The organism is Anaerosporobacter mobilis DSM 15930, from assembly GCF_900142955.1.
GTDB lineage: Bacteria > Bacillota > Clostridia > Lachnospirales > Lachnospiraceae > Anaerosporobacter > Anaerosporobacter mobilis.
On sequence record NZ_FRCP01000006.1, the window covers coordinates 438,414 to 450,903 of the forward strand.

General features: G+C 34.7%; 12 protein-coding genes. 2 read left to right on the plus strand and 10 right to left on the minus strand.

Translation table 11 applies throughout. The features are described 5' to 3' along the window. Positions 1-6: 6 nt before the first annotated feature. Entirely contained in the window at positions 7-1,506 is a 1,500-nt protein-coding gene (locus BUB90_RS04730; protein ID WP_073283631.1) for a DHH family phosphoesterase, read from the minus strand. Between the two features lie 53 nt (positions 1,507-1,559). Continuing rightward, positions 1,560-1,994, minus strand: a complete 435-nt coding sequence (locus tag BUB90_RS04735; protein ID WP_073283634.1) for an Lrp/AsnC family transcriptional regulator — start codon at positions 1,992-1,994, stop codon at positions 1,560-1,562. A gap of 90 nt (positions 1,995-2,084) precedes the next feature. Between BUB90_RS04735 and BUB90_RS04740 the strand changes: the two genes are divergently transcribed. Next, positions 2,085-2,639, plus strand: coding sequence for an isochorismatase family protein (locus BUB90_RS04740; RefSeq protein WP_073283637.1), 555 nt, complete (start codon positions 2,085-2,087; stop codon positions 2,637-2,639). A gap of 148 nt (positions 2,640-2,787) precedes the next feature. Here BUB90_RS04740 and BUB90_RS04745 read toward each other — a convergent pair whose 3' ends face one another. Further along, the gene (locus tag BUB90_RS04745) at positions 2,788-3,024 is read right to left on the minus strand and encodes an alpha-glucosidase C-terminal domain-containing protein (protein WP_073283639.1); all 237 of its coding nucleotides are present in this window, start codon (positions 3,022-3,024) and stop codon (positions 2,788-2,790) included. Positions 3,025-3,309: 285 nt separating this feature from the next. After that, positions 3,310-3,927 (minus strand): hypothetical protein, encoded by a 618-nt coding sequence (locus BUB90_RS04750; RefSeq protein ID WP_073283641.1) that lies wholly within the window; start codon positions 3,925-3,927, stop codon positions 3,310-3,312. A gap of 98 nt (positions 3,928-4,025) precedes the next feature. Here BUB90_RS04750 and BUB90_RS04755 point away from each other — a divergent pair, with 98 nt between their 5' ends. Continuing rightward, complete coding sequence (locus BUB90_RS04755) at positions 4,026-4,730, plus strand: hypothetical protein (RefSeq protein WP_073283644.1); 705 nt, start codon at positions 4,026-4,028, stop codon at positions 4,728-4,730. A 301-nt stretch (positions 4,731-5,031) separates the two neighbouring features. Here BUB90_RS04755 and BUB90_RS04760 read toward each other — a convergent pair whose 3' ends face one another. From BUB90_RS04760 to hydF, 6 genes are all read right to left on the minus strand, one after another. Beyond that, entirely contained in the window at positions 5,032-6,021 is a 990-nt protein-coding gene (locus BUB90_RS04760) for a reverse transcriptase domain-containing protein (RefSeq protein WP_073283648.1), read from the minus strand. A gap of 490 nt (positions 6,022-6,511) precedes the next feature. Further along, positions 6,512-8,968 carry a glycogen/starch/alpha-glucan phosphorylase gene (locus BUB90_RS04770; protein ID WP_073283651.1) on the minus strand — a complete coding sequence of 819 codons (2,457 nt, stop codon included), beginning with the start codon at positions 8,966-8,968 and terminating at the stop codon, positions 6,512-6,514. Positions 8,969-9,041: 73 nt separating this feature from the next. Then, positions 9,042-9,488 carry a hypothetical protein gene (locus BUB90_RS04775; RefSeq protein WP_073283654.1) on the minus strand — a complete coding sequence of 149 codons (447 nt, stop codon included), beginning with the start codon at positions 9,486-9,488 and terminating at the stop codon, positions 9,042-9,044. 666 nt (positions 9,489-10,154) lie between these two features. Beyond that, complete coding sequence (locus tag BUB90_RS04780; protein WP_073283657.1) at positions 10,155-10,796, minus strand: SdpI family protein; 642 nt, start codon at positions 10,794-10,796, stop codon at positions 10,155-10,157. 103 nt (positions 10,797-10,899) lie between these two features. Further along, complete coding sequence (locus tag BUB90_RS04785) at positions 10,900-11,172, minus strand: autorepressor SdpR family transcription factor (RefSeq protein ID WP_073283660.1); 273 nt, start codon at positions 11,170-11,172, stop codon at positions 10,900-10,902. 110 nt (positions 11,173-11,282) lie between these two features. Next, the gene (gene hydF / locus BUB90_RS04790) at positions 11,283-12,479 is read right to left on the minus strand and encodes a [FeFe] hydrogenase H-cluster maturation GTPase HydF (protein WP_073283663.1); all 1,197 of its coding nucleotides are present in this window, start codon (positions 12,477-12,479) and stop codon (positions 11,283-11,285) included. Between the last annotated feature and the right edge of the window lie 11 nt (positions 12,480-12,490).

Here is a 12,490-nt window from a genome sequence, read left to right on the forward strand (position 1 = left end):
ATTCAATTAATCAACCTCTACATAAGATAGATGGAATATATCCTTGTTTATAATGAATATATCACTCATATCCTGTTTATTAACTGCTATATAATCACCAACATCACCATACATATAATTATCTGGTTCCCATCTTGTGAATAATTTTGTTATTATATTGACTGGTTTCGCATAGACATCTTCATCTTCCTTAGCGGCACATGCTTGTGCAAACTTATCAAGAGATATTGATGTGCCATCAAGCTGATTTTTGATAATTGGCATATATTGAGTAGAATAGTTTATCTTCGCTGTGACAGGTCGATACGTCTGTAGAAACCTCTCCTCCTCCATTACATATGCTTCTCCATATACTCCAAGAATAATATATATTCTATCCTCTACTATAATATCAATATCACCTTCTAATGTTCGAATTAGTACAGGTGTCCCTTCCCTGATGTGCTCTGATAACTTAACATAACCGATTGGCACCCTGGTCTTGCGATATTTCTTCATCTGTGTTAAATCAACGGTATATTGTGTAGCATCAATAACTTCAAAACTTTCGTAATATTGATTCATTCGCTCTGTAAAGTATGCCTCAAGAATCATATTATTATATTGCGCTTCAAACAATCGACGTTGTATGAAACCACCGGCTTTTTCATTATGTCCTCCACCAGATCCGATAATTGCTGTTAGATAACTTGCTAGTTCACAAGCTTTCACTTCCTTGATGCAACTACGTATAGATATCTTAATCCCATCGTGTACTTCATTGTACACAATACAAGTATCAATACAATCTACTTGTAATAAGAAATCACTTATTAAACCTAATATATTCGGATCACAAGGTTTAACCTTAATTACGGCAAAGCGAAACTTATCATTATAGATGTAACGTAATAATGCTAAGCCTGCTATCTCTAACTCTTCCAGTGAGATGTTAGAATTTCGTAGTGTCAATATGGTTGCTTGCTCATAATGAAGCATGTCCCGCATATCGCGATCTAACGGATGGAATATCTCCCCAAGTTGCCCTGTATCTGTATATAAACCATAAAATAATGCTGTTGCAATCTTTACATCAGAATTCACATCGAAGCCTTCTTTCTGCAATAATTGCCATACAAGAGTTGAACAACAACCAAGATAACTACGTATATCTGAATACTTATATTGATCCGGATTAATTTCTAATTGATGATGATCAATAATTGCAATCTCTTTCGCTTCATGTCTAGTAACATTTCCTGTTCCATACTGACAATCCACTGTAATTAGAAGATCAATTTCTATTGATTTCTCCACATATTCAATTGGTATATTAAGTTTTTCAATCATGAGTAATAGATTGCTCTTTTGTATTTTGTAACGCCCACTATAGATAAAGCGGACCTTCTTCTCCTTTGATTTGAAATAACTATACAATGCATACCCTGACGCTAGACTGTCTGCATCTGGATTGTCATGACTTTGTATTACTATATTATCGTGCTTTAATAGATTTTTTAAGCGCATTTGATTCCTTCCTCTTGCTTAATAAACATTAATTGATGTCACTGGCCTAAGTTCTACTTTATTTGATCAATTGATTGACTAATTTGATAATTGCCATACTTAAGAATCTCATCTAGTAACGATGTTAACGCTTCCTGATTGTACGTCTTAGTCTTAATAATATAGCAACCCTCTCCACTTATCCTGTGCATCTCAAGTACCTCTTGTCTCTTACACAATAATTCCCTTAGTTCTGCATGTTTCGTTGACTTCATAAATATCCGAATAAAGGACAACGTATACTCTCCATAGATATTCTCGTCAACTCTAATTGTATATCCCTTTATAATATTTCTCTTTTGTAATGATATAATACGTTTAGAAACTGCCTGTCCTGTCATATGCACTTCTTCACCAATCTTATTCATTGGTACTTTGGCATCTTCTTTTAGTAAATCTAAAATTAACTCGTCAATCTCGTCCAACTGAATTTCTTCAAATTGTTTCATTCATCAACTCAACTCCCCTATAATGTTTCTCCGAGTAAATTCTATATTGTTTATAATTAGTATATCAAATCAAATGGAGGTATTACAACTATGAATAACAGAGTTTTACTAATAATTGATGTGCAAAATGAATATCTTGATGGCTGCCTTCCAATTGTGGATTCCAGCATAAGTCTCCCCCTTATTCATCAGTCCATTCGTATAGCAAATGCGCACCAAATTCCGGTTGTTGTTGTACAACATGTTAGCGAAGTAGGCGAGATTGAACCATCTGCTTTCGTTCCAGATAGTCATGAAGTAGAAGTAGAGAAAATCGTACAATTGCTTCCTCATAATCTCTTGATACAAAAGCATAAACCAAGTTGCTTTCATAATACCCCTTTAGAATCCTTTCTAATGGATATTGGTTGCAATACGGTAGTAATTGCCGGATATATGACTCACATGTGTTGTGATACTACTGCTCGAGAAGCTTTTCACAAAGGATACCAAGTTGAATTCTTAAAAGATGCAACAGGCACCGTTAATCTTACTACACCACTTGGGACAATTGATAGTCGCTCCCTTCATGAAACCGTACTTAAAGTACAATCTTCAATGTTTAGCAAAGTTCTAAGCGTTGGCGAATGGGAGAAATCCTTATAAATATAAAAAAAGAGGCTGTTGCAAACTCTATCTTTGCATATTTTCAGACGGAATACTTTCATACACCAACCAAAAAACAATCAATGCATTCTATCTAAAAAATATGCTATAGATATTTAAATTATATTTTGCAACAACCTCTAAAATCTTATTGATATTCTACAACAATACTTGCATATGGTTCAAAATCCATTACATATTCTCCACAAGTTGCTTTTCCATTACTATCAAACAATACAGTTCCTGTCTTAATCCCGTCAATCGTTACTTTCTTTTTCTTACCAGAGAAATTGTGAACCACAAGTACTTTTTGGTTCGCACTTTCTCTTTCATACGCCATAATCTGCGAATCTTTCAGTTCATATGCCCTATAAGAACCATTCATTAATGCATCACTGCTCTTTCTTAATGCTGGGACTGCTTTTAATCTAATTATTGAACAGTATATAATTGGATACGAAGGGGGATGAAGTATTAGCTGGGGAAGAAAAAGCTAATACAAAGGAATAATAAAGTCAGCAATGTCTACTCTCTTATAGAACATTAGCATGAAAGGAATACAAATCCATCATTCAAACATACAGTTATTCTTTATGATATTAATTGTAGACAAAAATATGTAAGGAGACTGTATGTTGAATGTAGTACAAAAGTTTAGAATATTCTTCACTTACTCTAGAGCAATAAAATAATCTATCAACTCAAATAATTGATTGTTATCTATTTTAAAATTCACTCCAAGATAATAAAGACTTTCTCCGTAAGAGAAAATAATTTCATTTGCTCTTGTACATCTTATTGAAACTATATCATTGTCTATATCATAGTAATAAAAATTTCTACTCTCTTTTTGCTCTAAATTATCACAAATTATTATTTTTACATTTTTATTTTGAATGATGGTAATGGGTGTATTAAGTTCATCTAAACTATTATAATTATTTATACTGATATTTTTATCTAGCTTGACTTTTAATAGAGAAATAATATTGTCACTATTAGTATAATTTATTTGATATGATTTTTTTGATGAATTAACAAGTATTGACTTTTTTTTAAATAATAATGGCTTACCATTAATTGATATATTAATTTCATTTTTATATTGTTCATTATTTGAAGTTTTAAATGTTTGACCTGTATTATTTAAAATATTATTAATATTGGGTAGAGCAGTTAAATATCTAATGGTATTATTCTGATTAGTATTATTCATAGTTATCTCTAATATCAACAGAAAACAGATAAAAAACATCAAACATAGTAATTTATTACCATTTTTATGCATAATTTGTATTTCTCCCTTGCTTTATATTTGATTGTAAAGTATACTATATTTGTAAAAAATAATCAATATTAGAAAAAATATTTTAAGAGGAGAAAACAATGAAAAAATTTAATTTATTAACCGTGGCTATACTAACTACAACAATTTTATTTTCATCACTTAATGTACAAGCTCAATCAGGTAATGACGAACAACCTCAAATTATTATTGAACAAGGTGCAGAAGATGTTCCAAATGATATCATCGAAGACCTTATAAGAGATAATCCTGATGTAGGTGTAATTCGTCTTATTAATTATGATTACATACCTGAGGAAACATATAATGATAATTATAATTTTCCATCAAAGGATGCAAGGATTCTCGATCCAATTGGATATTATACTACGATAGAAAATATATCTACAAGAAAAACAGTTGAAACTTACAATCAGGTAGCCAAAGATGAGTTTAAATTTTCAGTAGCTCGTGGTGAAGAAGTAACACTTACAACCAAATATACAGGGTCATTAAAAGGAAGCTATAGTGGTGAAGTTTTAGATTCTAGTAAAATAGGTGTAGACATTACTGTTACAGGAGAGTATTCGAAAGGTACTCGTTATTATGGCCCAAATAATGATTCAAAATATAATACACGTGAATTTAGAATGAAATTTTATCAAAACGTAGGAACTTACACTCAAACAGGTGAAATATGTTATCATTATTATGGAACTATCTATGATAGAAAAGATACAACAAAAACAGGTACCTTTAAAGAGCCAACAAAATATTTATCATATTCTATTGATAAAAGTATATAATAAATCTAAAGACCTGTAATTAAGTATTTTTAGAAAAAATTATGGGCTAAACTATTCATATCCATTTTGGATACCTCCTATATACAATTAATGTGGTTGGCAAACCCACGTTATTGTAACATAGGAGGTTTTTTACTTGAAGCTAAAGCTAGCTGGGGACACACCGGCTGAGCCGGTAGTTTATTTTACTGTTAATCGAGTAGGAGGGAGTGATTAACTCCCGTCCTCTCACAGCACCGTGCGTACCGTTCGGTACACGGCGCTTTCAATAGTTGACGTGCACAGACTGATAGGCTGTGGTTTAATCATAAAAACCACTGTTTATCAGTCTTTCTTTGCTTAATGCCCATATGACCGCCTTGTTGTTGGAAATATACCAGTATTTCTTACGACTATACGCAATAGTTGCAGCATAGTGCTCTGCTACTCCCAACTTAATCAAGTTTCTCATTTTTGTTCTTGGTAACTTCCATTGTTTCCAAATACACATGCGAATTCTGTGATATAGCCATGAGTTTAAGACATCTATCCTGTTCTTCATATCTGCAACTCCGTAATAATTCAGCCACCCACGCATGAATACCTTTATCTTTTCAAGCGCAGGACGAATGCTCTGACAAGACCTTCGGGAACTAAGTTCTTTTAGCTTTGATTTCATCTTCTTCCATGACTTTTCATGAACTCGGATATAAATACCCTTTTCGTTCTTTTCCAATGCAAAGCCAAGGTATTTAAAATTTCGGATTGCAAACACACTGACCACGCGACTTTTCTTCTGGTTCACTTTCAGTTTCAATGTCCCTTCAAGATATTTCGTACTTGTTTCGAGTAATCGCTTTGCGGCTCTGTCACTCTTTGCCAGCAGAACTATATCATCTGCATAGCGGATAAATTTCACCCCACGTCTCTCATACTCTTGGTCGAACTCATTCAGATAGATATTCGCTAGCAGTGGCGAAATGTTTCCACCCTGTGGCGAACCTTCTTCTGTTTCCATGACTACACCATTTTCCATAACGCCACTTTTTAAATATCTCTTTATCCACTGTATTACTCTCTCATCTTTTACATTTCGGCGTAACAAATTTAAGAGTGCTCCCTTGTTTGCCTTAACTCTCATAAAAGCTCTGTTTAGATTATCTTTGTACAATATCTTCTCTAAGAGTTCGGGCTGTGCACTGTTCCTTTCTTTCCATATCGAATTGAATGACCGATGCGCTTTCGCATACCCTTCATGTTCCGCATTATCTCTTTGCGAACAGCCATTAGTATCAATGTTTTCTGCATTCATTTGGTCATTCTCTCCTTTCTCTGCTATACTAAGAACTCCTATTGATTCGGCCCTTCATCTCTCGACTACTATGACCTTTGCTGACTTCTGTATGTTCAGCACCGCCTTACAACAATGGTTACTCCTTTCAGAGCATTCTATACAGGCCTCCCTGGGTACCACACGTTTCTTTCCTCTCCATCTATCTGCCACATTTACCATCCATGAATCCGTGTAGTTATTGGGCTTTAACTTGTGTAGCAGCCTTACCCTCATGAATAGCCTCTTATGTGATTTCTGTTCGTCAGACCAGAGATTCGCCCGTGAGTTAGTATGTTCCTCACATCCAGCTTCCTTCAGATTCCACCTCACGGTGGACACCCTTGCCTTCGGCTATATCCTTCCTACTACCGGGCGGATTACGCAGACTTCACTGCCTAGAAACGTGCGCCGCCAGGCGCACTACAATAAAAAGACGGCGATTTTGAAAATCAAAACCACCGTCTTGCCACTATTCTAATTCTACCTTTACTTTATCTAGATGCCAGATTTCCTTCGCATACTCTTCAATTGTACGATCAGAAGTGAACTTGCCACTACTTGCTACATTAAGGATTGCGGATTTTGCCCATCTAGCTTGATCTTTGTATGCTTCTTCCACACGCTTTTGTGCGGCTTCATAGGAACGGAAATCCTTTAATATAAAATACTGATCTGCTCTCTCTCCTCCGTTACTATCAAGTAACGAATTATAGATCTCACGGAATAATTCTGGGTTTTCAGGTGAATAATAACCATTCACTAACTGTGTTATCACCGTACGAATGTCTTGATCTATGTTATAGATATCCTTAGGATTATATCCGCCCTCTTGTTCATACTTAATTACCTCGTCAGAAGTTAAACCAAAGATAAATGCATTCTCTTCTCCCACTTCCTCAACGATTTCCACGTTGGCACCATCCATTGTTCCGAGTGTTAATGCTCCATTCAGCATGAACTTCATATTACCGGTTCCTGATGCCTCCTTACTAGCCGTTGAAATCTGCTCCGACACATCCGCTGCTGCAAAGATCATCTCTGCATTGGATACACGATAATTTTCAATGAATACTACCTTTAATTTATTCTGAATGGATTTGTCGTTGTTCACAACATCTCCAACACTATTAATCAACTTAATGATTGCTTTCGCCCTGCGATATCCAGCAGAAGCTTTCGCTCCGAATATAAATGTTCTTGGATAGAATTCCATCTCTGGATTCTTCTTTAACTGGTTATAAAGGTGCATTACATGCAAAATATTAAGAAGTTGCCTCTTATACTCATGTAATCTCTTAACCTGTATATCGAAAATCGATCTAGGATCAACCTCAATACCGTTATGCTCTTTGATATAAGCAGCTAGTCGCACTTTGTTTTGATACTTAATCTGCATAAACTCTTTCTGACACCTAAGATCATCTGCATATACTTTCAATTCGCTTATATGTTGTAAATTCGTAATCCAGTCATCCCCGATTTTAGTTGTAACCCAATCAGCAAGTAACGGATTTCCATGTAATAAGAATCTTCTCTGGGTGATACCGTTCGTCTTACTATTAAATTTCTCTGGCATCATCTGATAGAATTCTTTCAATTGTTGATTTTTCAATATCTCCGTATGCAATCTAGCTACACCATTTACAGAAAAGCTTGCTACAATAGCAAGATGTGCCATCTTCACTTGGCCATCATAGACAATCGCCATCTTCTCAATCTTCTTGTAGTCGTTAGGATACTTTGCTTGGATTTCTATTATAAACCTTCTATTAATTTCTTCTACTATCTGATAGATACGAGGTAATAATCTTGAGAATAATTCAAGTGGCCATTTTTCAAGAGCCTCTGACATAATTGTATGATTGGTATATGCGCAAGTCTTTGTCGTAATACTCCAAGCTTCATCCCATGATAGATCATAGTCATCCATAAGAATTCTCATGAATTCTGCAACGGTAACCGTTGGATGGGTATCGTTCAATTGAAAACATACCTTTTCATGAATGTTATGAATATCCTCATGTTTCTCCATATATTTGATTACTGCTCTTTGTATACTAGCAGATACAAAGAAATACTGTTGTTTCAATCGTAATTCTTTACCTGCATAATGATTATCATTAGGGTACAGTACTTCGCATATGGTACGTGCAAGATTTTGTTGCTCTACAGCTTTTTGATAATCCCCTTTATCAAAGGAATCCAAATTAAAATTATCAATTGCTTCTGCATCCCAGATACGCAATGTATTTACTACATTATTACCATATCCAACAATAGGAAGGTCATATGGCACAGCAAGTACCGATTGGTAATTTTCCTGTACAAATTTCTCTCTGCCGTTATTATCTTTTGTAATGCGAACATAACCACCGAATTTAACTTCAACAGCATAGTCTGACCGCTTCATCTCGAATGGATTTCCATCTTTTAACCAATTATCTGGCACTTCCACTTGAAACCCATTCTCGATTTTTTGTTCAAACATACCATATTTATAACGTATTCCACAACCATATGCAGGATATCCTAGAGTTGATAAGGAATCTAAGAAGCATGCTGCTAATCGCCCTAAACCACCATTACCAAGTGCTGGATCTGGCTCTTGATCTTCGATTACATTCAAATCAATCCCAAGTTCATCTAGCGCTTCCTTGATAATATTATTAGCTTTCATATTAATAATATTATTTCCTAATGCTCTACCCATTAAGAATTCCATTGATAGATAATATACTGTTTTTACGTCTTTATCTTCATATTCTCTATGTGTAGCCATCCATTGATCTATTATTAAATCTTTTACCGAATAGGATACTGCTTGAAACAATTGTTGTTTCGATGCTTCGCTCACCGATTTTCGAAATAGTACTTTCGTATAATCTTCTATGCTCTTCTTAAATTCCTCTTTGTTAATATTCTGCATACGATTTCCTCCAAGCCTTTTTTATTGATCGATCATATTTTACCTTAGAAGGCAAACTTCATCTTTTGTTACATTACGAATTGCTATCTAGATATCTCATCTTTCCTGTAACTTCTTTCATTGGCTTATTACCAATTTCATTATAGGCAACGGACGTATTGAATTCTTTAACTAATACTGTAGCACAAGGTTGGCAAAAACGCCCGGAACATATGCTCGCTCCACACCGTTCACACCTTAGATAATAGGTTGATCCCTCTGGAATCTCAAGGCGTCCTTCTTTAAGGTAAGTTGTAATTGTCTTTTCTTCTACACCTGTTGCCTCAACTACATCAATCAGTTTTGATATTCCATGTTCGTAAATATACTCTTTAACTTTTTGAAAATTCTCTGTATCAATTTCTTTGCACATTGGACAATATTCATACCCATACCCGTAGTAGGTAAATGCTTTTTTGCATCGTTTACAGGTTTTTAGCTGTCCTGTTTTCTCATTTGGACTAAATAGTCTATCTTCCATAATACTCCTCCTCATAGAGTATACTAAGTCAATCCCTTCATGAATTTTGGTCTTTGTTTTCTTCTTGACTTATATTACTACTCCTTACGGAGTTGCTACTCATTAACCTAGGACTCCTTACAAGTCAAGCTTCTTGACTTTGTATCGGTCTAGAACTTCGTTCTATTTTCAATTACACTCGAGAAATCACTTCGTAATTTCCCTTGTTAACTTATGACCCCTTACGGAGTTTCGCTCTAGAACTTCGTTCTATCGCTAACTTATCAAGTTAAATCAAATACGAACCTCGTTCGTGCTTGATTTGCCCTTGATAAGTTACATTATACCGTATGTTTCCATAGGTCGCAAGTAATCTTCCTTTTATAGTATAATAAATGGAATCTATTGATATACTTTGTTTTCCAAACATTGTGTAATTCGTGTATGTTTATTATTATATGTAAAATGATTTTGGGAATTGTATTATGTTTTTTATATAAATAACCTTTTAATTTTGTACGCTATTACCAAGCATATCTTTCATTGGAGGAATCTGTATGAAATGAAAACAAAAGAAGGGCTTATAGTTATATATAAACAACTGGATTTTTCGTATTTAACGCAATGAATAGCAACCAACTTATCACAAAATTCTCTGATAAGCAGTTGCTATTCATAACAAGCATATTAAATTCCACGACTGTATAATAAGAAAGAATAGACCATTGGAATAATTACTATAGCACCAATAACTCCAAGCACAACATAATCTGTGGGCCAAAAGGCACTGCTTAAGATAATAATTCCCCCAATCGCCCAGATAAAACCTGCAAAACGATGGGTTTTGTTCCAATTGTCTTCACTGCTAAGAGTCCAAGGCAGTTTAATACCCATTGTATAGTTAAAATGACACTTTGGTAAGTAATTACCTAGAATGATAATTAGTATTCCAGCAATAATTATTCCAATGTTACTTATATTAAAACCTTTTCCAAGTCCCACAAGGATTGTATATGTCATTGCACCTACTGAAATAACTGGTATTAACCACTGTGATAATCCCAATAATACTTTAGAATAATTTGCTTTTTTAGGTTCTGTCATCAAACGAAACTGATGATAAAGGTTCAACACCGCTAACAGCGTAGGTAAACCAAAGAGAACAAAATTTTTATTCAGATAGTTATCTGCTTCTCCAGCATTATTAAAATGTATCGCCATTTGTTCAGGCAGTTCCTTATAATAAATTGCTCCAATTATAATTGGAAGTAAACATATAATAGTAGTTAGTATCACCGTTAGCTTTACAGATCTTTCTATGTGCTTCATATAAAACACTCCCTTCATCTTCCTATACTTCTATACTTCTATACTTATAAATCAAAACCCACCCCATCTCGAGAACACAACTGTGTTATAAGACCGTCTTTTGTTATGTCTCGTTACTTTTATCAAATTGCGAAAACCAAAGCATAATTTCTTCAAAGACAGATACATTCAGTTCATAATAAACATAGTTTTTATATTTAGATTCTCGTATTAAATCCGCCTTCTTTAATTGTGATAGATGGTATGAAATCGTTGCACCTGTCATATCGAATCTTTTAGCAATCTCCCCCGCAGACATCTTACCTTCTCGTAACATAACTAGAATTTCACGACGAACAGGATCGGATAACGCTTTGAATGTCTCTGCAAATCCCATTTTACACCTTCTTTCTGCATCTATTTAGAATTAATTCTAAATAGATTATACTTCTTAACCACAAATAAAGCAACACCTATTTAGAAAAAAATCTAAATAGGTGTTGCTCATTATATACTTACATTCTCTAAAATCCCACTAAGATATGCTAACACCACACCATAGTTAGACATTGGTATTTGCTTTTCCATGGCTTGCCCAATTCTTGACATAACATACTTTCTATTAAACATACAAGCACCACATTGAATAATCAGATCATATTGTTCTAAGTTTGTTCCAAAGTCCATACCACTTACCACATCAACAGTAAGATTTTCTCCAATCTTGTTACGTAGCATTCGTGGTAGTTTTTCACGTCCGATATCTTCCTTAAGAGGCGCATGACTACAGCACTCTGCTATTAACACTTTGGAATTTTCCGTTAAGGTGTCAATTACCTTTGCTCCCTCTTTGTAGTAATCAATGTCACCTTTATATGCTGCATATAACATAGAAAAAGAAGTTAATTTACTTTCCGCCGGCTTACTCTCATAAACGGTTTTGAATACTTGTGAATCCGTAATAATTAATTTTGGTGCTTCTTTCATACAAGCTAAAGCTTCCTCTAGTTTATCTGTTGTAACACTCATTACAAGACATTTCTTATCCAGTAATTCTCGCAGTACCTGGACTTGCGGTAAAATCAATCGACCTTTTGGTGCTTGGATATCTTGAGGCATTACAAGAAGTACCGTTTCGCCTTCCTGAATGAGATCTCTTGTTATGCTTTCCCTCTCAAAGTCATCTGGTACCTTTTTAATTAACTCTTCCATTAGAAGTGAAATCCCATCTCCTGTCTTAGCACTCACTAAGATTGGTTCCGTATCCGTGTTCTTCTTAACGGCTTCTTCGATTTCTAACAGATTCTCCTTTTCATCGCTCTTGCTAATTACGGTTACAACTGGAGTATTCTTCGACAGCAATTGCTCATACCATTGTAGTTCCTGTTCCATGTCTGTTTCAGAAAACAATAACACTGCTATATCTGTCTTTTCCAGAACTCCTTCTGTCTTTTGTACGCGAATTTGACCAAGTTCTCCAACATCATCAAATCCTGCTGTATCTATTAACATACAAGGTCCAATTCCACTGATCTCCATTGCTTTATAGACGGGGTCTGTTGTAGTACCTGCTACCTCCGATACAATTGATACGGTCTGCCCTGTAATTGCATTAATTACAGAAGACTTACCACTATTTCTTTTACCATAGAATGCAATGTGTACACGATTAGCTGTTGGCGTATTATTCAAATTACTATTCATTGAGAACCTCC

Coding starts and splice junctions, on each gene's coding strand:
- BUB90_RS04755 (WP_073283644.1), top strand. CDS start 4,026: ATGAAAAAATTTAATTTATTAACCGTGGCTATACTAACTACAACAATT.
- BUB90_RS04775 (WP_073283654.1), bottom strand. CDS start 9,488: ATGGAAGATAGACTATTTAGTCCAAATGAGAAAACAGGACAGCTAAAA.
- BUB90_RS04780 (WP_073283657.1), bottom strand. CDS start 10,796: ATGAAGCACATAGAAAGATCTGTAAAGCTAACGGTGATACTAACTACT.
- BUB90_RS04770 (WP_073283651.1), bottom strand. CDS start 8,968: ATGCAGAATATTAACAAAGAGGAATTTAAGAAGAGCATAGAAGATTAT.
- BUB90_RS04785 (WP_073283660.1), bottom strand. CDS start 11,172: ATGGGATTTGCAGAGACATTCAAAGCGTTATCCGATCCTGTTCGTCGT.
- BUB90_RS04760 (WP_073283648.1), bottom strand. CDS start 6,021: ATGAATGCAGAAAACATTGATACTAATGGCTGTTCGCAAAGAGATAAT.
- BUB90_RS04740 (WP_073283637.1), top strand. CDS start 2,085: ATGAATAACAGAGTTTTACTAATAATTGATGTGCAAAATGAATATCTT.
- BUB90_RS04735 (WP_073283634.1), bottom strand. CDS start 1,994: ATGAAACAATTTGAAGAAATTCAGTTGGACGAGATTGACGAGTTAATT.
- BUB90_RS04730 (WP_073283631.1), bottom strand. CDS start 1,506: ATGCGCTTAAAAAATCTATTAAAGCACGATAATATAGTAATACAAAGT.
- BUB90_RS04745 (WP_073283639.1), bottom strand. CDS start 3,024: ATGAATGGTTCTTATAGGGCATATGAACTGAAAGATTCGCAGATTATG.
- BUB90_RS04750 (WP_073283641.1), bottom strand. CDS start 3,927: ATGCATAAAAATGGTAATAAATTACTATGTTTGATGTTTTTTATCTGT.
- hydF (WP_073283663.1), bottom strand. CDS start 12,479: ATGAATAGTAATTTGAATAATACGCCAACAGCTAATCGTGTACACATT.